This is a genomic window from Arcicella rosea, from assembly GCF_040543805.1.
Classification (GTDB): domain Bacteria; phylum Bacteroidota; class Bacteroidia; order Cytophagales; family Spirosomataceae; genus Arcicella; species Arcicella rosea.
This window is the reverse complement of the sequence record NZ_JBEUMS010000003.1, coordinates 167,944-191,880: the sequence shown is the minus strand read 5'-3', so window position 1 is coordinate 191,880 and position 23,937 is coordinate 167,944. Positions and strand designations below refer to the sequence as shown.

Below are 23,937 nucleotides of genomic sequence, written 5' to 3'. Positions count from 1 at the left end.
ATTATAATTACTTGATTAAAGCAATTTTATGGGTCTCTACTTTTCCATCTTTTAAACTAATAGAAAGTAAATAACTTCCCGAAGGAAGATTTTTAATGTTAATTCCATTCGTCGAAACAGAATTTGTTTCAAGTACAGTAATACCACTGATACTTTGTAGCTTTAAATTACTAATATTATTTAAATTCCTCGCTGAAATGTATAGAATATCAGGCGTTGGATTGGGATAAACTACTGTTGAGCTTACACTTTCATCGGTCTTGTTATTATCAGTAGTTATATCGTCTTTAGAAAAAGGAATACCATTACGAGTAGTACTAAGTGGGTGGATTTGATTATTATTAGCTATTACTTCTTGCCCAGGAATAACAAAAATAGGAGTTTCTGTTACCGTTAAATGGAAATTATTTGTGCTATCAGCAACACTTAGGCTATCCATTTTGTCGCTTCCAGCTTTTGGATAATAGATTTTAATATCATTGATGTTGCTTAAAGTTAAAGTATAATTACCTGTTCTACCTACTTCATCAGGAATCATTAAAGCATAAGCTGATTTACCGTTTAATTCATATCTATCTACCAAAGGGTCTTGTGAAATAGTTTCTTTATAAACGTAATTTCCAATTAGGTTCTTAGTTTGATATAAATAATCAGCAATCGGACGGCGTTGTCTTAATGAATCTATTAAACCAGAAGAAGCAAATTGAGTAGGATTATAAGGATTTGAATCATACTGCATGTAGAAAAAGCTTCTTTCTAAACCTAAACGATTATACATTAATGCTGAACGAAGTCCCCAATCAGCTTGAGTCATGATTGCTGATTTACTGCCTATTGGAATAGCTTTTAATGGGCTACCTTGATTTAAATCAAAGCCTAACTCTGTAATCCAAACTGGCATATCATAAGCTTGGTCATGGGCTAATTGTACAAACTCTTTGGCAATATTTAAAGCAGCAGAAACTTCAGGAGCAGCGGCTCTAGTTGAAGAACCACTTTGTGAAGAATTAGCATTGTCTGAATATAAGTGATAGTTGATAACATCCCAACACAAATTAACCTTACCATCAGGTTTATATCCTCTGAATTCTTTACACCAATCAATCATTCCTTGTACATAGTCAGGGTCTGCAGAAGCTAAACCCGCCATGACCACTTTAATGTTAGGGTCAGCATTTTTTGCACCTATTCCTGCACCCATTGTATTTTTATGTCCATCATAAAAAGCAGATAGATTGGCAGCATATTCACGAGCAGTCTGATAGCCTTTTCTACCTTTCCACCATTTATCTCTTTCGTTACCACATTCAATATACTTAACGAGATTCATTCCAATTTTCAATTCATTAGGTCTATCCCCCGTCCATCGTGGTTGATTAAAAACGCTCAATAATGTAGGATCCACATTTGCATTACTTCCATATCTAGCAACATATTGGAAAGCCATCTGAGCTTGGTCTCTGTAGGCATTTGGGTCAGAATAAGCGTATCCATATCTAGCAGGGATAATTTCACTATCGTGATAGGTAGAATCAGGATACGTATTATAAAACCATTTAGGAACACCTTGTAAGCATGGAAGAATTTCTATCCCTTCGGTTTTACAGCGTTCATAAATGACATCATAATTCCATCCTCCGTTATAACATGGGTTATAAGTATAGACATTTTCAAAGTGTTCTACCTTTTCCCAATCCATGTATTGGCGAAAGCCAGTAAATGCTTTAAATGCAGGCATTTTATTTTCATCAATTAAAGAAGCATTTGATGACTTTAAGAAATTCCATTCAAATGAATTGATACCAAAAGCATCTTTCATTTTTATGCTTTTAAGCGGTGGGTTAGTTTGGGCTACTGTACTTGCTGTATAAGTACCATATAATTCCATTTCTCTAGGATATCCATCATAACAATTGATGAGTAAATACCTGAAGTTAGCTGTAGGAGGATTTGAAAGTACAAAATTATTAACATCACTTGGGTTGGGACCGACCCATTGATTATAAGACTCTCCTGTAAATGTAGCGATGAGTACTCGTTGCCATTGGTCAGTAATACCATATAACTTAAATGGCGTATTAGTCATTGTGCCAGAACCATCATAAAACTTTACACTTTGAATATTAATTACTTCTCCCTCCTTTAAAGGATAATAAGAATCGTAATTACTTAACATTTTACTCCATCCTGTAAAAACCTCATTTTGTATATTTCCATCAAATAGGCCTTCTAATCCATTTCCTACATGATTTAATTGATACCATCTTTTAGGTGTAATAGGAATTTTAGTGCCTACTATTGTTGGACCAGTTGGTGTGGTAGGAGTTGTTGGCGGGCTTGAAACAGTTGCTTTGGCTGCTCCGTTGATAGGGTTCCCATAAATTTTGATTTTTTGAGGAATATTATTTCCATATTTATGAATAATAATTGCATCAGCTATAATTGGACTTGTTAAATTTAAGTCAACGAATGAATTATATGATGAGCCGTCAAATAAACCTAAATATGTTTTTGTAGTATCATTTAAAGCATAAATTAAGGCAGGTTTATCGGTAAAAACACCTGTATAATCAAAAAAAGAAAGTTTTGATATAGTACTCTTAAATTCAAGAGTCAGTTTTACATCAACCCAAGTATGATTATTTCCCCAAGCACTTCCTACTAATACATTTAAACTATCTGAAAACCACGGAGTATAATCTTGACCTGTATTTTGGCTAGGAGTAATGGCAAAGAATCTTACACGATTCAATGACGAACTATTGGGTGTTGGGTCACCGAATACTTTGATTTTCTGAGGAATATTATTGCCATATTTCTTGACGACGATAGCGTCGGCAATAATAGGATTGGTTAAGTTCAAATCAACATAAGCATTGTAAGTAGAACCGTCAAATAAACCAAGATATGTTAAAGTCGTATCTTTCAAAGCATAGATATAAGCTGGTTTATCCGTAAAAACACCCGTATAATCATAAAACGAAAGTTTTGAAATAGTACTTCGATTTTCAAAAGTTAGCCTAACATCAACCCATTTGAGATTATTACCCCAAGCATTTTTTACCAGAGTATCAAGGTTGTCAGTTAACCAAGGAGAGTAGTCTTGTCCAGTATTTTCGAAAGGATTTATTGAGATGAATTTTACTCGATTGGTACTTTGTGCTAGTCCAGAATTCATAACACAAATTAGTGTTAAACAGAGTAATAGAATTTTTTTCATTTTGATAGAATATAATAAAAGCGTGAAAAGTGTAAATTGTTATATGTAGATTCAAATATAATATATTTATCATTTATCACTTTTATTGCGCTTGAAAATTAACATTTATTTATTTAGCAAAATGTTGAGTGCAGAAAAAGGCTAATTATTCTAATTAAATAAGTTAGATTGAAATGATATTTGGAAGACTATTTTATCCTTATTGATAGCAGAGAGCTTACCCAACATATAATTTATTTATAGTTGGCTACAATAAATTTGGAAAAGGAATTTGGAAGATTGGTAATTGACATCCAGTATCCTCTAGCCAATACAATTCGAAGTTCGGCTTTAAAGAGGATACAAGATTTAAAAATGATGAAAAAATACTGTTGAAGCTTTTGAATTACTTAATATTTGTTGCTCTAAACCAAACCCTCTTTCAATAAATCATGAATGTGTACAAAACCTAATGGTTTGTCATCTTCTACCACAACTAACTGAGTAATGCTTTTTTCTTGCATTAACTGTAATGCTTCTACAGCAAAAGCATCGGGATGTATTGATTTGGGTGAAACAGTCATAATGTCTTTAGCGGTTAGCCCTGTCAAGTTATCATGAACGTTTAGCATCCTTCGTACGTCACCATCAGTGATAATGCCTGTTACTTGGTTATTTTGATTCACTACTGCTGTTGCTCCTAATCGCTTAGAACTGATTTCTAAAAAGGCATCTTTAATACTTGCGTTTTCAAAAACTAGCGGTAATTCATGATTTGGATAAATATCTGATACTTTTAAATACAATTTTTTCCCTAAAGCTCCACCCGGATGATACTTGGCAAAATCTTGACTATTGAAGCCTCTACATTCTAATAAACATACCGCAAGGGCATCGCCCAATGCCAAAGCGACGGTGGTACTTGTAGTTGGAGCAAGGTTTAGAATATCCGCTTCTTTTTCGGCTAGTGCGTGCAAAATAAAATCCGCATTTTTACCTAGATAAGAACTTGTATTTGAAACCATTGCGATTAATTTTACACCAGTACGCTTAATAAGAGGGACTAAAATCTTAATTTCGGGCGTATCGCCTGATTTTGAAATGCACATTACGGTGTCGTCCGCTTGAATCATTCCTAGGTCGCCGTGGATAGCATCGGCGGCGTGCATGAACAAAGCGGGAGTTCCTGTTGAATTAAGAGTAGCCACAATTTTCTGTGCGATAATTGCAGATTTGCCAATGCCAGTAATCACAAAGCGCCCTTTGGCGTTAAGTAGGTGATTTACACATGATTCAAAGGAAGAATCAATTGTTGATACGATTTTCAGGATTGCATTTGCTTCTTCCTGTAAAACTTTTTTTGCAGTTGATTGGATATTTTTTACTAATTTCAATGTTAGAAACAGTTTTTCAAGACTGATTTTGTGTTAAATTTATTACAAAGATAAAGGATTATTAACCACCATATTAATCAAAAAACCTTTTATAAGTTTCAAAAACAATGAGTGTCACACAAGAAACCACCGACTTTTTAAAAGAGAAACTCAAAGAGACTTTTGGATTTTCCCAGTTCCGTGGTGAACAAGAAGATATTATAAAAAATACTCTCTCTGGCGAGAATACTTTTGTAATCATGCCAACGGGTGCAGGGAAATCATTATGTTATCAAATGCCTGCCATTGCGATGGAAGGTACTGCTATTGTTATTTCGCCTTTGATTGCCCTGATGAAAAATCAGGTTGACCAAATGAACGCATTTGGAATCAATGCTCAATTCTTGAATTCATCATTGAACCGTGCTGAAATGACGAAAGTTAAAAATGCGGTTATCAGCGGAGAGGTAAAATTATTATATATCGCTCCTGAATCTTTAACTAAAGAAGATAACTTAGCCTTTTTAAAACAAGCAAAAATCTCTTTTGTAGCTATCGACGAAGCGCATTGTATCTCTGAATGGGGGCATGACTTCCGTCCAGAATATCGCCGTATCCGTTCAATCGTTGAGAGTATCAACATTAAATTGCCTATCATTGCCCTTACAGCAACGGCTACTCCAAAAGTTCAACAGGACATCCAGAAGAACTTAAATATGGACGATGCTCGTTTGTTTAAATCTTCTTTCAATCGTAAAAATCTTTATTACGAAATCCGTGCGAAGCGTGATGATGTTGATAAACAAATTATCAAATACATCAAGGCTAATCATGGAAAATCAGGAATTATCTATTGTTTAAGCCGTAAGAAAGTAGAAGAAATCGCTAATTTATTAAATGTAAATGGTGTGAGAGCTTTGCCTTATCATGCTGGTTTAGATGGCGATGTTCGTATGGCTAATCAAGAGGCTTTCTTGAACGAAGAAACAGACGTAATGGTAGCAACTATCGCTTTCGGAATGGGAATCGATAAACCAGATGTTCGTTTTGTGATTCACTATGATGCGCCAAAGTCATTAGAAGGTTATTACCAAGAAACGGGTAGAGCTGGGCGTGATGGTTTGGATGGTACTTGTATCATGTTTTATGCAAAAGAAGATATCAATAAATTAGATAAATTCAACAAAGATAAAACCATTACAGAGCGTGATACTGCCCGTATGCTTTTGCACGAAATGGTGCATTATGCTAATTTGGGTACTTGTCGCCGTCGCCAATTATTAAATTACTTTGGTGAACACGTTGATAAAGACTGTGGTTTCTGCGATAACTGTAACAAACCAACGCCAAAATATAAAGTAGAAGAAGCCGTAGTGTTGGCTTTGAAAACGGTTGAATTAACTGGCGAACGTTTTGATGCACAACACATTGCCGATATTTTGATGGGTTATAAAAGCCAATATGTAGGTAGTTATGAACACAACAAAATTGAAACTTTTGGAAAAGCGAAATCATTGTTCAAACTCAATGCAGATGAGGATGAAGATGACGACGACGAGGATGATGACGAAGTAGAATTTTCGGATGAAGAAGATGAGGACGGCAATCCGATTCCGAAACAAAAGAAAACAAAACCTGCTGCGAAATCTAAGAGTAGAAAAAATGCAGAACCTGAACCTATTGAACAATGCGTTTCGATGGTACGTCAGATTGCAGTTTTAGGTTTCTTAGAAAAAGACGTTGAGAACTATGGCGTCTTGAAAGTTTCTGAAAAAGGAAAAGAGTACTTGAAAGACCCTTATCCATTAACACTTTCAAAAGACCACGATTACGAAAACGAGAAAATAGAAGAAGACGAAGAAAAAGAAGCAGCTTCAGGTAGCGGTTCTTATGATGTAGCCTTGTTCGAATTGTTGAAAAACCTTCGTAAAAAGCTTGCGAAAGAGAAAAACTTACCTCCTTATGTAATCTTCCAAGATCCATCTTTGGAAGAAATGGCAACTACTTATCCAACTACGAAAGATGAGATGGCTCAAATCAACGGTGTTGGTATGGGTAAAGTAGTGAAGTTTGGTCGTCAGTTTATAGATTTAATCAAGAAGTACGTTGAAGATAACGAGATTGAAACGGCTACGGAAGTAGTAGTGAAATCGGCAGTAAATAAATCAAAAATCAAAATTCATATCATCCAACAAGTAGATAGAAAAGTAGATTTAGACATTATTGCTGATCAGAAAGAACTTTCGATGGCAGAATTGATTGAAGAAATCGAACATATTTGTTATTCTGGAACAAAACTAAATCTTGATTATTATATCAATCAAGTAGTTGAGCCTGATAAACAAGAAGAAATTTTCGAATACTTCATGGAAGCGGAGTCAGACAATATCGCACTTGCCATGGATGAATGTAATATTGATGATATTACAGAAGAGGAATTAAGATTAATGAGAATTAAATTTTTAAGTGAAGTAGGCAACTAATGCAAGGAAATTAATCCTTGAAAATTAATAAAATTGCTTAATGAAGTTTTCCAATGATTCACTGAATCATTGGAAAACCAGAAAATAACAATCAATGAATACACTAATTTTAGGCTCTGGCGGACGTGAACACGCTTTTGCTTGGAGAATAACCCAGAGTACACTTTGTGATAAATTGTTTGTAGCACCAGGTAATGCTGGTACTGCTCAGATTGCTACAAACTTACCTATTTCATATAATGATTTTGAGAAAATAGCGGAGGCTGTTTTAGAAAATGATATTGAGTTAGTGATAGTTGGGCCTGAAGAGCCTTTAGTAAAAGGAGTAAGAGATTATTTTCAATCGAGAGAGGAATTGAAACACGTTCTAATGGTTGGTCCAGATGCACATGGAGCGATGTTGGAAGGGTCAAAAGATTTCTCGAAAAACTTTATGGTAAAGTACGGAGTTCCAACGGCGAAATCTGAGACTTTCACTAAAGATACGCTTGAAGATGGTTTAAAATATTTAGAAGCTCAGAAGTTACCTATCGTTTTAAAAGCAGATGGACTAGCGGCTGGAAAAGGAGTAATTATTGCACTTTCGTTAGATGAAGCCAAAGAATCTTTAACAGAAATGTTGGTTGATGCTAAATTTGGCGATGCTAGTAGTAAAGTAGTTATTGAAGAGTTTTTAACTGGAATTGAGCTTTCTGTTTTTGTATTAACGGATGGCGATTCTTACAAAATTTTACCTGAAGCCAAAGATTATAAACGCATTGGCGAAGGCGATACAGGTTTAAATACTGGTGGAATGGGTGCTGTTTCGCCTGTTCCATTTGCTACGGCAAAATTTATGGATGCGGTAGAAAACCAAGTAATCAAACCAACAATGGCTGGTTTGAAAGCCGAAGGAATAAAATACAATGGTTTTATCTTTATTGGTTTGATGAATCACGAAGGCGAACCTTATGTAATTGAATACAATGCTCGTATGGGCGACCCTGAAACAGAAGTAGTTTTACCAAGAATTGAGTCTGATTTCTTAGCCTTGATGATTGCTACGGCTAAAAATAAACTTCATGAAGCCGATTTCACCGTGAGTAAACAACATGCTGTAACAACGGTTGTTGTAGCTGGCGGTTATCCTGGCGACTACAGAAAAGGTGATGTAATTGTAGGCTATGATTCAGTAAAAGATGCTACAATTTTTCATGCAGGAACTAAGCCTGAAAATGGTTTGGTACTTACGAATGGTGGTAGAGTAATGGCATTAACTGGAATGTCGAATACTTTAGAAAAAGCCATTCAAAAATCTCAAAAAGCTGCCCAAGATGTGCTTTTTGATGGGAAATATTATCGAAAAGATATTGGGTTAGATGTGTTGAGGTATTAATTATATCTAGTTAATAAACACATAAAGTAGAATGATTTTTTCATTCTCTCCTTAAATTATGGGATGTAAATCTTGCTCCTCAGGAAGCTGTGGAACTAAAAATAAAAGCGATGGTGCTGTAGGTGGTTGTCAAAACAACGGCGCTTGCGGTACTGGAGGTTGCAATAAAATGAACGTATTCGACTGGTTGTCGAATATGGACATTCCTACTTTTAGTAAATTCAATGTTGTAGAAGTAAAATTTAAAGGTGGTAGAAAAGAATATTTTCGTAATACAAACCAAATTGAACTTTACGCTGGCGATCCTGTAATTGTTGATGTTCCGAGTGGGCATCATCTTGGCTTTGTATCTTTACAAGGCGAACTGGTTCGTTTACAAATGTTGAAAAAAGGGCTGAAAGATAATGAAGAAATAAAAGTTATCTATCGAAAAGCCAATGAAAAAGACCTTGAAAAACATGATCAAGCCGTTGCTCGTGATTATCCGACAATGTACCGAACTCGTGAAATTATCAAGGACTTAAAGTTGAACATGAAGCTCTCGGATGTTGAGTTCCAATCTGATAATACCAAAGCCATTTTTTATTATTCTTCCGACGACCGTGTGGATTTCAGGGAGTTAATTAAAATGCTGGCTGGAGAATTTAAAGTTAGGGTTGAAATGAAACAAATTTCTCTTCGCCAAGAAGCTGCCAGAGTGGGCGGAATCGGTGTATGCGGAAGAGAATTATGTTGCTCTACTTGGTTGACCGACTTCAAAAATGTTACTACTTCGGCGGCTCGTTATCAAAATCTTTCCTTAAATCCTGTAAAACTTTCTGGTCAATGTGGGCGATTGAAATGTTGCTTGAACTATGAACTAGAAACTTATATGGATGCTTTGAAGGATATTCCAACGATTGAGAAATCGCTTCAAACCATTAAAGGAGAAGCTTTTTTACAGAAAACGGATATTTTTAAAAGAGTTATGTGGTTTGGCTACAGAGGCGAAGAAAGTAACTGGATTCCTGTAACGGTTGATAGAGTAAAGGAAATTATGACTTTGAATGAAAAGGGCATAAAACCACAGACTATCGATGGTGCTGAATCTGCCAAAATTGAAATGGAAATCGAAAAAGGTACTGGTCCATTGAATGCCGATTTGGATAAAATGGATAGAAAGTACGGTGGAAACGGTGGGAAGAAAAACTTTGATAAGAAAAAAGGAGATCGTCCAGATTTCAAATCAGAGAAAAGAGATACTCCTCGTCCTGAACGTGAACGCAGAGATTTCAAACAAGAAAAAAGAGGAGAAGTAAAACCTGAGCAACGTCCTGCAAAAGTTGAAGATAAAGTACAGGCAGAAAAACCTGTTCATCAACCAAAACAACAAGTTCAGAAACCGCAAGAGCAAAAGCCAGCGCATCTTAAGAATAACCAAAGACCGCATCATCAGAAAGGTCCGAAACCACAACAACAGCCGAACCAACCAGCTAATGTAGCGGACGCTCAGGAAAAGCCAGCTGCGCAAGCGCAACAGCCAAAAGCGAACAATAATAATCAGGGAAATAGAAAGCCCAACCATCAAAAACAGAATCGTCCGCCACAAAATCGGAACAATAACCGTAACAATGACGATAACAAAGCAGTCTAGCGATATGTGGAGTAAAAGATATCTAGTTAATAAAGTCATTGCAGAATCGTTCAGAAAGGCTAAAAACTTACTGAATGTTCAAATAATGGCTTTGTTAACTATTTGTTTGTTCACGCTTTCATCTTGTGATACCAACACAATTTTAAAAGATAATTATGACATTCCAGATGCCAAGTGGTTTATCAAGGATGCGCCCACTTTTACTTTTGAAGTAAAAGATGCAGAATCGACTTACAATGTGTTTTATACCATTCGTAATAATCGTTCGTATCCATATTACAATTTGTACTTAACTCATTATTTAAGTACAGATGCAGGAAAAGTAATTCATCAGAAATTGGATGAAGTAATTTTATTCGACCAAACTTCTGGGCGACCTTTAGGCGAAGGACTTGGTGATATTTACGACCATAAAGTACTTGTCTTTAAAGATTTTCGATTCCCCAAGAATGGAAAATATAAAATCCAGATTCGCCAGTACATGCGACAAGACCCACTTTTAGATATAGTAAGTGCAGGCTTTTCGATTGAAAAAGTGATTCATTAATTTTTAAATCGATAAGTAATCGTAAAGAGAAACTTAGCCATGCAAAAATTTCTTCCTTTATTTCCGCTCAATTTGGTGGTTTATCCGATGGAAGCGCTCAATCTTCACATTTTCGAACCACGCTATCGTGAATTAATCAATGAATGTTTAGAGAAGGGAACAACCTTCGGGATTCCTACTTTTATGGATGGGAAATTACCCGGATTTGGAACAGAAGTAAAAATCATCGCTTTGTCTAAACGCTTTGATGATGGACGAATGGACATTAAAACCGAAGGCGTTAGAACATTCAGAATCATAGATTTTCAGAATCCAGTTCCTCAAAAAATGTATGCTGGTGGCGTGCTAGAAATGTTGCCAGAAGCAGAAATTCGCCCAACGGTAATGCTTGGTTTATTGGAAAGAGTAAAGGTTTTATATCGCCTTTTAGAAGAAGAAAATACTTTTGATATGAATAAAGCTCAACCTTATTCGTATCAGATTGCTCATAAAATTGGCTTGACTTTAGAAGAGGAATATCAGTTGCTAAAAATGCCAACTGAAGCCGAGCGACAAGGCTTTTTAATTCAACATTTAGAAAGAGTAATTTCTGTTTTGCAAGAAGTTGAAAAAACAAAAGAAAGAATCAGAATGAATGGACATTTCAAGAATTTGGATCCATTGAATTTCTAAGAAACTAAATTCTATAATCTATTCACGATTAATTTTTAAAAATTACAAAAATGAAGATTGCTGTTTGGCATAATTTACATAGTGGTGGAGGTAGTAGAGCCTTGCAGTATCACATTTTGGGTTTAATAGAGCGTGGACATCAAGTAGAAGTTTGGGCAGTAAATCCTGATGCAAATGGCTTTATGAAATTGCCAGCGAGTGTAAAACTTCATGCTGTTCCAGCAGTTCATTCTAAAGCTAATCCTAGTTTTAAAGAAAAAATTTCTTTACTTTTTTTCGAGAAAGAAGCTAATATGTTGGCGATGGAAGCGCATTGTCAGCAATGTGCGGATGAAATTCATGCGGAGAATTTTGATGTATTATTTGCCAATAGTTGTTCATATTACGCTGTTCCTTTTATTGGAAGATTTGTGAAAATTCCAAAAGTTTTGTACTTGGGCGAACCCATGCGTTTTTTGTACGAAGCCATGCCAAAGCAAGTTTGGGAAGCACCAAATAGAACGCAAAGTAAATTGAGCCTTGAGTATTGGACGCACACTTTTGCCAGTGCTTGGCGTTTGAACAGATTCCGTACTTTCGTGCGTGAAGAATGGAAAAACTATCAAGCTTTTGATAAAGTATTAGTCAATTCATATTTTTCTGCCGAGAGTTGCCAAAGAGTATATGCTTTGCCTTCTGAGGTTTGTTACTTGGGTGTTGATACAACTTTGTTTCATCCTTCAACTGAAAAGACAAATCAGGAGCAATATGTGGTAGGTTTAGGAAGTTTTATGTCGCATAAAAATCCAGAATTTGCGATTAGAGCTTTGGGATTAATCAAACAAAATCGCCCAAAATTACTTTGGATTGGCAACATGGCTACTGATGAGTATTGGAACGAAATGTCTAAACTTGCGCAGTCGCTGAATGTGGAAATTGAACTAAAGAAAATGGTTTCTGATGAAGAATTGATACAATTGCTCAGTAATGCAGTTTGTATGGTTTATACTTCAAAATTAGAACCTTTTGGTTTTGCACCACTTGAAGCCAACGCCTGCGGAACACCCGTTGTAGCCGTTGCAGAAGGAGGCGTTCGTGAAACGGTTATTCATGGAAAAAATGGATTTTTGACCAATAATAAAGCAAGTGAATTGGCTTTTTATGTTGAAAAACTAATTGCAGATAAAGGACTCAGACAAGAAATGTCAGCCTTTGCTTTGCAAAATGTTAGAGAAAATTGGTCTTTACAGGCTGGTTCAGAAAGACTTATTACTGCATTAACCGAAGTCGTGAATCAATAAAAATCGTCTTCTTCAATCTGATAAACTTTCAAGAAATGTCTCATATTTTCCTTGAATCTCAACTCAGAAAGACTTTCGTCAATAGCTTTAATTGATTTTTTGAGTTGATTTACTTCTTTATTAAATTTCATTTTCATTGTTTTGGCATCTCCGCCATAACGTTTCAATAGGTTTGAACCATTGTTGGTAAGTGGATTTTGATTGTACAATTCCCAAAGATTGGCTTCCAATTCATTGATTTGTTCTTTCAATAATTTATTGAAGTATTTCAATTGCTCGTCAGCCATCGTAAGCGAAGCCACATCGGTGTTCATCAATGAAACTTTAAGGCGAAGTAATTCAAACAAATCATCTTTTTCATAAGCAGCCGTTACTTGCTTCATGATTTCCGTTTTACGGACACGCTCAGCTTCATCTTTTTCACGGTCGGGATGAAAACTTTTCACTAAATCTGTATAAATACTTCTTGCCGTTTTACTGATGTTTTTAGCTTCTTCTTTTAGCTTTTGTTCTTTTGCTAACTGCTTTTCAGTTTTTGTATTATTTGTTTTTTTTGCCTCGTCATGTGCCTGTTTTTCTGCCAGTTTCTGCTGAAACAAATCTTGTAATTCTTCAGGGTTATTGATGTTCAATTCCTCTTTATCTAATTCCAATCCGTAGAACGATTGCATCATTTTTTTCATCGTTTCCGCACTGTCTTTTTCATATTCTTCGCTGATTTCCTCGTAAGTTCCAGTATCATTATACTTATTAAAAATCGGTATCAATTCTTCTTTTCCTGCTTTTTCGATTAGCTCAACAGATTTTTCTAAGATAAAATGTGCTATTTTATCTTTTTCATGAAACTTGAAAAATGGGTCTTCATAATGTTTATCAAAAACATAAACCAAGTCCACAATTTTGTTGGTATGTTTTCTTTCGAGTGGCGCAATTTCCGTTTGAAAAAAATGCTCTATTTGTTGAATCTGAACTTTATCGTTTGCCAATCTTACTTTTAATTCATCAATTTTCTGGACATAAGTATTAAACTGTTTTTGAAGTTTAGACAGATTTTTCTCAGCTTTTTTGGTAAGAATTAAGCTATTAAGATTTGACATACGTCTTTTGTTTTAAAATGAAGGATTCGATGTTACAAATTTACTTTATTTTAAAAGTAAAGTATTCATCAACTGTGATAATCAAGAAAGGGTAGAGGATAAAAATTGAGTTTTTATCGAATTAGTTTAACTTTGTCGATATAAATTAAATTGATATGGAAGACAGTACTAAGCTGAAATTGGATGTAAAACATTCTAGGATTCAAGCAATTGTTGAAGGGAAATGCCCACAATGTAGAGAAGGGAAAATGTTTATGTATCCGTTTTGGCAAATCGGAAAATTTGATAAAATGCACGATAATTGTCCGGTATGTAATCTACGTTTTGAAGTAGAACCGGGCTTTTGGTATGGCGCAATGTTTATCAGTTATGCTATTAATGTGGCTTTTTTGGCATTTTTAGGTGTTGCTATTTTCTTCGTTTTCAATGACCCACCGATACTTTATTATATCATTCCGATAACAGTACTTTCTTTGGCGGCTGTGCCTTTTAATTTTAGGGCTTCACGTTCATTGTTCATCCATTTATTTGGTTTTGTAAAGTATAAACCAAGATAATTGAAAAAATGATAGAAATTAGAAAAGCCGATATTACGAAAGATTATGATGGTATTTGGGAAATCTTTCACCAAGTAATTGCTTCTGGAGATACTTATGTTATTGCTCCTGATACGCCTAAATCAGCTTTAACCAAACATTGGTTTGCCGATTATATGTTTACTTATGTGGCGCTTGAAGATGGTGTAATTTGTGGTACTTATATCATTAAGCCAAATCAAATAGATTTGGGTTCGCATATTGCCAATGGTTCTTATATGGTTCATCCAGCTTTTCAAGGAAAAGGAATTGGGAGAATTTTAGGAGAACATTCTTTGCAAGAAGCTAAATCATTAGGGTTTAAAGCCATGCAATTTAATATTGTTGTTAGTACCAATACTTATGCGGTAAAGCTGTGGAAAAATATTGGGTTTCAGATTATGTGTACTCTTCCAAAAGCGTTCAATCATCAGCAATTAGGTTTGGTTGATGCTTATGTGCTGTATCAATCTTTAGAGGAATAAGTTTTGATAAAAGTATAAAAGCAAAGCGCTCAGAATAAGAAATTCTGAGCGCTTTGCTTTTATTAAGAGAATGTTATTTTATGATATAATCATTAATCTCTGTTCTCTATTTTATTTAAATCGGGTTTTTGTTTTTTTCCTAAAGAATTAATCCAATTAGCAATTTTCAATACATCCGCTTTGGGAACATGTGTCATTGAAGCCATTTCTGTAGCATAATCTGGCCAGTTTTCTGGTTTTGGATGATATACTAAATCCAAAATTTGTTCATTGGTATAATTTCTTTTTGCTACTTCTGTGAACGGAGGACCTACAACTCTCGTCGCTTCTGCATGGCAACTTGTACAAGCGTGTTTTTTCAATAATGAAGCTACTTGTTTGGTATCAACAATATTTCCTACAACTACTTTTTCTTTTTTCGCAGGCAAAGTAGCAGGTTTTACAGGAGCGACTGGAGTAGCCTTTGTTGTAATTTTTGCTAATTCTCCGGCTGGAATATCATTCAAAGTATAATAACTGATGTCGTGCAATAAAGGCTGTCCTTCATCATTTACTAAACCAGAAGCCAAGATTTCATGGATATAACCTTTGCGTAAATTATCCATTACCAAACGTACTTTTAGACGGTCTTCCGATACAATTACGCCTTTAAGTGGAGTTTTTTCTTGATTGATAATTGGACTTCCGTATTGGTGATGATATTTGTACGTAAAGCTTTTTAATTCATAACTCGCTAAATCTTGTGCTGATTTAAGATTTACTGGTTGTGTAAATTCTACTTCAAAACCATCTGGCATAGCGTGAACATTTTTCATTTCGAAAGGAGTTCTTCCGTTCCAAACCAAACGCTGAATACCAAACAAAGCTTTTCCTGTTGAACCCCAACCTCTTGACGTCATCCCAACAAAAATGGAACCATCATTTCCCCATCTAGCACGAACTGTTCCAGATTGGAAACCTTCACGGAAAGGATAACAAGCACCTTGATATTTGCCATTTACTTTTTCTAAGCTCATTCTCATGGCTTTTGATTGCCCTTGGTCAAACACAATGTATTGGCCTTGGAATGGACCAAACTTTCCATTTGTTTCATCTTCAATCATATCGGCTGTTGAAATTCCCATCAAAGCGTGTGGAAACCAAACAGCTGGTAATTTCAAGGCTTTTACTTTTTTAGCGGCTTCATACATTGGCTCGCCAGTATCTGGAATGTCAGCTTTTGTCAATTTCAAAGGTGAATCTGGTTCTTTTGTCCAGAACAATCCACCAGCATTTCCCGCAAAATCTCCTTTTTCTAAATGAGTAACTCTACCAGAACCTACCCAGTCGCCTTGGTTTTCACCGTAAAGTACATCGCCATTTGAATTCACCGTAAAACCTGCTGGCGAACGTAAACCTGTAGCCACTGGCTCAAGTGTTCCGTCTTTTTTTACTTTTACTAACCAGCCACGCCATTTTGCTAATTTCCCTTCGCCATAACCAACCCAAGCTACGTTGAACGTAAGATACATATCGCCGTTTTTATCGAAAACTGGACCATAAGAGTACTCATGGTAATTTCCAGATAAATCCCAATTGGCTACAGATTCATAAATATCTGCTTTGCCGTCGGCATTGGTATCAGTCAATTTTGTCAATTCTCCACGTTGAGTACAATACAAAGAACCTTCATGATAAGCCAAGCCCAAAGATTCGTGCAAGCCACTTGCAAAAAGCGTATAGCTTGGTTTTGTACCGTTTAGTTGGTATGGATTTTCGATAATCCATACTTCGCCTCTTCTGGTACAAACGGCTACTCGTCCGTCGGGCATTGGGGCAATTCCACCTGCTTCTAATTTTATTTCGTCAGGAATGGCAATCGTTTTAATTTCGTAAAAATCCTCTTCTGTGTAAGGTTTTGGTTTTGCTTGGGCAAAAAGTTCTTGAGTTGCTACACTCAATAAACCCATTGAAAGCAATATTTTTAATGATATTTTCATTTCTTGAGATATTATACTTAAAAAATCAATTGATAAGACAATTCTTTCAATCCAGTTAAAGGCATTAGTAATTGTTTCTTACCATTGCTTTCACGAACGATTACTTTGTTGGCTTCTGTTGCATTTACTTGTACATAATACTGCTGATTATCTACTGCAAAACGGTTATTTCCAATGTTGGTAATTGTAATGCCTTCGGCTAAAAGAGCGTATAGTTTTGAATCTGAACCAGTATCAAAACTTAAACGACGGCTAATTCCTTCATTTTGTGCCATTGGCAATGAAGTATCTTTTACTTTGATTCCTTTGTATTCATACATGAAATCAGGAAAAGCAATTTGCTGACCACCAACATCATACTTTTGGAAACGATAGCCTTTGTATTTCAAATCGCTTTTCGTTAAAGTATCTGGAAATGCCGCTGATTCACTCGCTAAAAATGCTAAAGGAAATTTATCGTTTGAATTTACCGTTGTACCCATTGGCGATGAGGTTTGAGGTTCGCCACGGTCGTGCCACATTTGAGTTGCATCCAAGAATTTCCCTCTCCATAATTGTAAGTATCCACCTTGATTTAGGTCATAAGAGTAACTCAAACCATTTGGTAAACCAACGCTGATGGCATGTGTTTTTTTCTTGTCGCCATAAACTACAAAAGAACGTTGTAAAACGGGTTCTTGACCAACTTTTACTTCAATAAGTGGTGTTGCTTCTGGTTCTGGTAAAGATGTTCTTTCAGTAATTCCTTGTTTTGGAGTACCGATTCTTTCAACGAAACAGCCTAATGCTTTTGGTCCCCAGCCAAAATCTTTGGCATGAATCAAGGTATAAGTATGCTCACCAGCCGAAAGCTTTTTACTTCCTTGTACACTTTCGCTGTACCAATGGTCACCTTTTGTGATGGTATCATTATCAATTAATAATGCTCCTGTTCCCGTCCAATTCGTTGTGAAAATATAATTGTCTGTTTCTGGAATGGTGATTTTTCCTTGAAATTTCAGTAAGAAATCAGACTTTGCTTCAGCCAATTTCATGCTTGGTTGTGTAGCAGTACCTGTTTTTACTGGTTTAGCATTTCCAGTTTGAAGGCTTGCATATTTGCCTTGATAATATTCGTAAGTAGTTGGGCTAAAAGTAGCGAGAGTTTTATCAAAAACTTCGTATTTGATGTTTTTGAATGCTACTGGACCGTGGTCGCCTTGAATTCTGATTGGACCCGTTGCTGCTTCTTTTGGAGAAATGGCACCACGAGTAACACCAAGTAGTTCAATGTTTTCGTGGATAATAATGCCATTCAATGTTACTTTATTGAAACGGGCATTTGTTAGTTTTTTACCAGCAGCATCAAAAGTTGGTGCTTTGAAATCAATTTCAAGATGATTCCACAAGCCGGGCGCTTTCACGGCATTTTGGCGAGGTGCATGTCCTTCATAACCTTCGTTGCCAGCTCCACGAGCTTCGTCCCAACGATGATAAATGGCACCACAATCGCCATCGTTGATTTCTTTTTTCAACCAAGAATCCAAGATTTGTACTTCGTAACGTCCTTGTAAATACACGCCAGAATTTGAACCTTTCGGAATCATGAAATCAAGTGAAAGCCTGATATCGCCATGTTCAAGTTTGAAAATCAAATCATCATTTGCTTGGTATTTTGCACCTTTGGCAGTACCATATAAAATGCCTTTGCCTTCTGTACTTGTTAGCGTGGTTGCTTGATAATCTCCTGAAATACCGCCAACAATTGTCCAATTTGTACTTGGATTTTTGAAAGCTCCTAAATCATTGAGTGGGATTTCTGTTTGGGCAAATGCCGAAATTGGAAATAATAGAAATAATAGTTTTTTCATTGATTTGAGAATATTTCAGGGAATTTATAAAAAAAAATTGCTTTGACTATCACGTTTTGGCATTAATTTTCATAAAAATTGTATAACACACTAGAACAGTTGTTTTTTTAGCGATTTAAGCAATTTTTTAGAAATAAATCCTCTGCTTTTTTCTGCCCTTTGGTCGCTAAATAATTCCAATCGGAACAAGCATTTTTTTCTACTTTCAAGGTAAAGTAAGCATCAGCTCTTTTGTATAAAGCATCAAAAGCATCATCTTTCATCAAAATACATTTGGTGTATAACTTGATGGCTTTTATATAATTTTTCTTTTCGATTTGCCTATCGCCACGTTCTAGTAAGCTTTGATAGATAGTTGGGTCGAAGTACTTTCCGTCATCATTTTCATCTTGCTTATCATTATAATTGAATTCATAATTAAAAAGGACATCGACTGCTTTGCCGTCAATATCAGCAGGAATCCACAATTTACGAGTTTGTAAAATGGCTTGTTGTAACCGAGTATTATAGCTAGAATCAGAACTTTCTTTGATAGAAATGTCTTTCAAAATCCCTTTTTTGCTAATGACAAAGGCTATTTTAAAGCTGCCTTTTTTCTTTTCAGGAAAATTGAAAACAGATTCGATTAAATCATAAGATTGTTCATATACATCTTCAAAAGTATTAAAAACTAAGCCTTTGAAAGCATCTTCTCTATTGGATTTGAATTTTGGAAAAATATATTTACTGAAAGCGTAAACAGAATCGCCCTTTGCTTGAATTTTCAGATTTGAAGTAATAAATCTTCGAGTAAAATAATCACTTGAACTCTCTTGTGTAGCCAAGTAATGGTAACGTCTTAACTGATAATCGGGAATGTTTTCTAGAATTTGTGTGAATACAAATTCATAATTGGTTAGTTTTTCGATATGGTACATTACCATTTTACCAACCAATAAAGTATCACCAAAAATTTCAAAAGGAGTAGTGGCAGCGGCTTTTCCTTGTATGACAACTGCAATATTATTTTTTCTGAAAATGAGCATTGAAGCGGTGATTTCATCAATAGATGGGTCGTCTATTCTACTGCCATCTTTCATATCGATATAGTCTTTCATCCAATTTCCAATGATTTTCTGATCATAATCTTTGCTGGAATCACGCTTAATTTGACTAACTCCTGAAAAGCTAAATAATAAAGACAATATTAGTAGATACAGTATTTTCATAAATGCGTGCTAGTTTAAGTCGTATGTTATTAGAAAAGTTCTAAATTTTCGTAATTTAATAAATAAAGATATTATTTAGAACGAATTCTTAAACCCATTTGAAAGCCCAACCAAAATGTAGAATGGTCGGTAGCAAATAGTGGAGTATAGGTTGGCATTCTGCTGAAAGGCTTACTTTGCCAAGTAGAAACGTTATACCTATCAATAAAAAGAGCTTTCAATGATGGACCAAAAGTAATAGCGGCATTTTTGGCAATTTGTTTTTCGAAGCTCACATCAAATTTCAATAAAGTACCAACATTGGGATTGAAAGCATCGTATTCAACCATTACATTGGCTACCAAATCTGTATTGAGCATCCAACCATGATTCATTTCGTAGGCTCTGCCTATTCCATAACCAGCACTGAAAAGCTCACGAGTTCTGAGGAAGTTATAACCAATTGTAAGAATATTATAGAATTTTCTTACGCCAGTTTTAAACGTAACACTTCCTGTTTCGTTTTCATCAACGGTTAATTCAAGGCGTTTGTAGCCATCACTTGAACTGACAAAACTTAACAAACCAAATGGCGTTGATTCTGTGGTTTCACTGATGTTGAGTAAACCGATTTGTTTGCCTTTTTTATCAACATTTTGGGCGAAATTGATAAGACCAACTTGCCAACCATTCGCTCTATTTGCAACAACGTTGATACCGCTACTTAGTTGAAGTCCTCTTCCCAGATTTCCTGTAATATTCAATAAAGAACTCATTTGTAAACCTCTTAATTCACCGCCAATGATATTGCCTAAACCTGCCATTTGTACACCTTCAACATCATGGCGAACACCATTTAATAAACCCCCGATTTCTAGTTTACGTACTCCGCCAGAGTATCCCATTAAAATATTTACAGAGAAATCGTTGATGATACTTCCTGACAATAATCTATTGGTGCCTAAAAAAGGTAAAAGTGATATTTGAAGTCTTTGATTAAGGGTGTCGTTGATATTAAATGCGTTGATTCGTTGACTGCGTCTTACAAAAAACTTACTAACTTCATTTTTAAACTTTTCCCAATCGGTTCTGTATGCCAGCGAATCAGTCGAAACGAAAACAGGATGAAAACTTTCGTCGCCAGCGGCATCTACAAATGGAGGTCTGTTATCTTTAAAAACTGGAATCGGTTCAACATACTGGTGCCTTCTTTTGAAAGCCTCCATTTGTTCTATCGAATTGTCTTCAAAAGGTGTTTCATAAACGATTTCCTTTTTTTCTGCTATCAGTTCAATGTTGAGATAATCGTTCTGAGCATTTTTAATCCAAACTACTTGACGTTCATAACCTGGTTTTGAAATGCTTAAACGAATAGGGAATTTCTTGGTAGAAAGCTTTATTTTGTAAAATCCATATTGGTTAGAAATCGCAGATGCTAAACTGGTTTTCTCATAAATACTGGCATCGGGCAATTTTATGCCTTCTTCAGGCGCAACAATATATCCACTTAATATGAAATGTAAGTTTTGGTTTTCTGTAAGATTTTTCTGAAGAATAATGTATTGTCCACGTACTTTGTAGCTTATTGAAGTGCCAAAAATTTGTTTTAGCACATCACGAACGGGACGGTTCGTAACAGCCAAATCAATTCGTCTGTCGCCATCAATTAAATTAGAATTATAGGAAAAATTAAAACCACCTTCGTCGGCAATTACATCCAACACTTCGGTAATTCTATCATTATTGAACCTAACACTAATATTTCGCTCTAAAATAGGGATTTGTCCTAAAGAAGAGTGAGTAATTAACAGTAAAAAACAAATTATAAAAGCAATGTATTTCAAATAATAAGCTATCATAGTAGAACGACGTTCAGGTCGTTGTTCAATCTCATTCTACTGACAGCCTTCGCCATTAAGCAGGATTGAATCTCCTTGTTTGGTAATTTTCAGATTGAAGGTTTCAGAAATTATGGTGAGAATATTATCCAAGCTTTCCTGCTTGAAGGTGGCAGTCAGTTTACAGTTTTTAAACTTATCTTGTTCGAAAACGATATTTTTTCCAAAATTATCAGAAAGCAATTGTGATACCTCTTCTAAACTAGCATCTTGAAAAGTAAACGTTTTTGTTTTATAAGAAAGTATGTTTTCGTCGATATTCGTTGATTTTACAATCGTTTCTTGTCCTTTGGTGATTTCCGCTTTTTCGCCTTTTACCAAAATTACTTGTTGAGTATTTTTCGAGAATTGTACTTTTCCCGTACTCACAGCCACTTGTACTTGAGCATCATAAGCTTTTACATTGAAAGAAGTACCCAATACTTTAATATCAGAGCCATTGGCATGAATGATAAAAGGATGCGTTTTATCATGGTGTACTTCAAAAAATGCTTCGCCTGTAAGGTTTACTTCTCTGAAATCTCCATCAAACTTTTCTGGAAAACTAATTGAAGAATTTTTATTTAAAAATACTTTCGTGCCATCAGCCAAGACTTTTTCCGTCGGAATATTACCAGTCTGGAAACTCAAAAGTTCAGCTTGAGATTGAAGGTTCTTATTCAGAAAAAATGCTCCGCCTACAAGAATAGTTAGTACAGCAGCAATTTTGAGGAAATTCTTAAAGATAAGGTTATTACTAATTGATTTCTTCGCTTCAAAAGTACTATCCTCGCCACCATTTGTTTTTGGCAAAGCTTTGATAATATTGACGGAATCAACTTGATGAATATTTTGGGCTTTTGAACTAATACCAAGTTTTTTCCAAGCGGCATCAACATCTACTTGTTGTTGAGTACGAAGTAAGCTTGATTTTTCCCAAATAAGATTGGTTTGTTCGAAGGTTTTCTGATTTTCATCCGACAACGCAATCCACTCGCTTACTGCTTCGGCTTCCTGATTGTCAGCTTCTTCAGCAAGGTATTTTGCTAATAAATCGTCTATGTTTTCTTCGTTAATCATCTTCAACCCAAAGGCTTTATCAGGATATTAATATTTAGTTCTGGTTAATCAAAAACAGTATTATTTAGTTGAAAATCGCCATAAAAATTAATAAAGGCAAATAATCGGCTAATTCTGTTCGCATAATTTTCAAGGCTTTTCCAATCTGATTTTCTACTGTTTTGATAGAAAGTCCTAATTGATTGGCAATTTCTTGGTACTTCAGTTCTTCAAATCTACTCATTTTAAAAATAAGTCGGCATTGTTCAGGTAGCTTTTCTAGTGCTTCGGCAATGCGTATTTCTAGCTCATTTTTATCAAGTAAATCGGTGGCAGAATCAAAAGTATTTTCTATAAAATCGCCAACATGTTGGCGATATACTTCTTGTACTTTTAGGTGTTTTATACGATTTAAACAGGTATTATGAACGGCACGATATAGATAAGATTTTAAGGAAACTGTAATTTCTATTTCTTGGCGTTGTTCCCAAAACTTCAAGAAAACGCTTTGCACTATTTCTTCGGCATCATCCATGTCTTTCAGGATATTGCAAGAATAGTTGCACAAAGCCTGATAATGCTTTCGAAATACTGTTTCGAAAACACGCTCATTTCCTTGTCGAATGGCCAATAAAATATCAGAATCAGAGAGTTGCAAAATTGATAGAGGTTATTTTTTCCGTAGAGTTACTCCCGCAAAATTACAAACTTCCTTGGTATTTTTCAGTGATGACAACCAAATTTGGTTTAACCCCTATTGATTAAATGATGATTGGTCGAATTATACTTTAAAATGCAATAAATATTCAATGACTTATTTTGAAACTCTATTTTCCATTAGCGTTCTTTGTGGAAATTTATCTTTTATCTCGTAAAAACATGAATAGATTTTTCTTACAGGCTGGTGCTTTACTTGCAGGACTTTCCGTGGCTTTGGGTGCTTTTGGTGCTCATGCTTTCAAAGTTGCTTTAGAAGCTGCCAACCGAACAGATACTTTTGAAACAGCAGCTCGTTACCAAATGTACGGAGCTTTAGCTTTGATTTTTGTAGGCATTTTATCAGAGAAAATCCCTCATAAATTTTTGAATTGGGCGGGTTATCTATTGCTAATTGGAACGCTTATTTTTGCGGGGTCATTATATTTGATTTGTGCGACTGGCGTAACAATGTGGGGTGCTGTTGCTCCAATTGGTGGAACGGCTTTGATAGCGGGGTGGATTTTTTTCTTTTTAGGTGTAGCTAAGAAGTAGATAAAAAAAGCTATA

At 35.4% G+C, this 23,937-nt stretch carries 18 protein-coding genes; 9 read left to right on the top strand and 9 right to left on the bottom strand.

Going from position 1 to position 23,937, the window contains the following annotated elements:
• Positions 1 to 7: 7 nt before the first annotated feature.
• On the bottom strand, positions 8 to 3,220 hold the full coding sequence (locus ABID42_RS05470) for a T9SS type A sorting domain-containing protein (protein WP_367282788.1): 3,213 nt from the start codon (positions 3,218 to 3,220) through the stop codon (positions 8 to 10).
• A 404-nt stretch (positions 3,221 to 3,624) separates the two neighbouring features.
• A complete protein-coding gene (locus ABID42_RS05465; RefSeq protein WP_367282787.1) occupies positions 3,625 to 4,593 on the bottom strand; it encodes a KpsF/GutQ family sugar-phosphate isomerase in 969 nt (322 codons plus the stop codon).
• Positions 4,594 to 4,700: 107 nt separating this feature from the next.
• On the opposite strand from ABID42_RS05465, the gene ABID42_RS05460 reads away from it, so the two are divergent.
• The 6 genes from ABID42_RS05460 to ABID42_RS05435 all read left to right on the top strand — a co-directional run bounded on the left by ABID42_RS05460 (position 4,701) and on the right by ABID42_RS05435 (position 12,562).
• Entirely contained in the window at positions 4,701 to 7,055 is a 2,355-nt protein-coding gene (locus ABID42_RS05460; protein WP_367282786.1) for a RecQ family ATP-dependent DNA helicase, read from the top strand.
• Positions 7,056 to 7,149: 94 nt separating this feature from the next.
• Complete coding sequence (gene purD, locus ABID42_RS05455; RefSeq protein ID WP_367282785.1) at positions 7,150 to 8,430, top strand: phosphoribosylamine--glycine ligase; 1,281 nt, start codon at positions 7,150 to 7,152, stop codon at positions 8,428 to 8,430.
• A 58-nt stretch (positions 8,431 to 8,488) separates the two neighbouring features.
• Positions 8,489 to 10,063: a PSP1 domain-containing protein gene (locus tag ABID42_RS05450; protein ID WP_367282784.1), complete on the top strand. Its 1,575-nt coding sequence runs from the start codon at positions 8,489 to 8,491 to the stop codon at positions 10,061 to 10,063.
• A 70-nt stretch (positions 10,064 to 10,133) separates the two neighbouring features.
• Entirely contained in the window at positions 10,134 to 10,610 is a 477-nt protein-coding gene (locus ABID42_RS05445) for a gliding motility lipoprotein GldH (RefSeq protein WP_494337606.1), read from the top strand.
• Between the two features lie 39 nt (positions 10,611 to 10,649).
• The gene (locus tag ABID42_RS05440) at positions 10,650 to 11,282 is read left to right on the top strand and encodes an LON peptidase substrate-binding domain-containing protein (RefSeq protein ID WP_323258548.1); all 633 of its coding nucleotides are present in this window, start codon (positions 10,650 to 10,652) and stop codon (positions 11,280 to 11,282) included.
• Positions 11,283 to 11,332: 50 nt separating this feature from the next.
• The gene (locus tag ABID42_RS05435; protein ID WP_367282782.1) at positions 11,333 to 12,562 is read left to right on the top strand and encodes a glycosyltransferase family 4 protein; all 1,230 of its coding nucleotides are present in this window, start codon (positions 11,333 to 11,335) and stop codon (positions 12,560 to 12,562) included.
• On the opposite strand, the gene ABID42_RS05430 is transcribed toward ABID42_RS05435, so the two are convergent.
• Complete coding sequence (locus ABID42_RS05430) at positions 12,556 to 13,659, bottom strand: hypothetical protein (protein WP_367282781.1); 1,104 nt, start codon at positions 13,657 to 13,659, stop codon at positions 12,556 to 12,558. The two genes, ABID42_RS05435 and ABID42_RS05430, sit on opposite strands and share 7 nt — an antisense overlap.
• 155 nt (positions 13,660 to 13,814) lie before the next feature.
• On the opposite strand from ABID42_RS05430, the gene ABID42_RS05425 reads away from it, so the two are divergent.
• Positions 13,815 to 14,216 (top strand): DUF983 domain-containing protein, encoded by a 402-nt coding sequence (locus ABID42_RS05425; RefSeq protein WP_323258545.1) that lies wholly within the window; start codon positions 13,815 to 13,817, stop codon positions 14,214 to 14,216.
• Between the two features lie 8 nt (positions 14,217 to 14,224).
• Positions 14,225 to 14,719: a GNAT family N-acetyltransferase gene (locus ABID42_RS05420; protein ID WP_367282780.1), complete on the top strand. Its 495-nt coding sequence runs from the start codon at positions 14,225 to 14,227 to the stop codon at positions 14,717 to 14,719.
• A gap of 92 nt (positions 14,720 to 14,811) precedes the next feature.
• Here the strand turns inward: ABID42_RS05420 and ABID42_RS05415 are convergent, their stop codons facing one another.
• From ABID42_RS05415 to ABID42_RS05390, 6 genes are all read right to left on the bottom strand, one after another.
• The gene (locus tag ABID42_RS05415) at positions 14,812 to 16,698 is read right to left on the bottom strand and encodes a hypothetical protein (protein ID WP_367282779.1); all 1,887 of its coding nucleotides are present in this window, start codon (positions 16,696 to 16,698) and stop codon (positions 14,812 to 14,814) included.
• Positions 16,699 to 16,715: 17 nt separating this feature from the next.
• Positions 16,716 to 18,548, bottom strand: coding sequence for a 3-keto-disaccharide hydrolase (locus ABID42_RS05410; RefSeq protein WP_367282778.1), 1,833 nt, complete (start codon positions 18,546 to 18,548; stop codon positions 16,716 to 16,718).
• Positions 18,549 to 18,655: 107 nt separating this feature from the next.
• Positions 18,656 to 19,756 carry an energy transducer TonB gene (locus ABID42_RS05405; RefSeq protein ID WP_367282777.1) on the bottom strand — a complete coding sequence of 367 codons (1,101 nt, stop codon included), beginning with the start codon at positions 19,754 to 19,756 and terminating at the stop codon, positions 18,656 to 18,658.
• Positions 19,757 to 19,827: 71 nt separating this feature from the next.
• A complete protein-coding gene (locus ABID42_RS05400; protein WP_367282776.1) occupies positions 19,828 to 21,594 on the bottom strand; it encodes an STN and carboxypeptidase regulatory-like domain-containing protein in 1,767 nt (588 codons plus the stop codon).
• 36 nt (positions 21,595 to 21,630) lie between these two features.
• Positions 21,631 to 22,692: a FecR family protein gene (locus tag ABID42_RS05395; RefSeq protein WP_367282775.1), complete on the bottom strand. Its 1,062-nt coding sequence runs from the start codon at positions 22,690 to 22,692 to the stop codon at positions 21,631 to 21,633.
• Between the two features lie 64 nt (positions 22,693 to 22,756).
• Complete coding sequence (locus tag ABID42_RS05390) at positions 22,757 to 23,329, bottom strand: RNA polymerase sigma-70 factor (protein ID WP_367282774.1); 573 nt, start codon at positions 23,327 to 23,329, stop codon at positions 22,757 to 22,759.
• A gap of 221 nt (positions 23,330 to 23,550) precedes the next feature.
• Here ABID42_RS05390 and ABID42_RS05385 point away from each other — a divergent pair, with 221 nt between their 5' ends.
• A complete protein-coding gene (locus ABID42_RS05385; protein WP_367282773.1) occupies positions 23,551 to 23,922 on the top strand; it encodes a DUF423 domain-containing protein in 372 nt (123 codons plus the stop codon).
• The last annotated feature ends 15 nt before the right edge of the window (positions 23,923 to 23,937 follow it).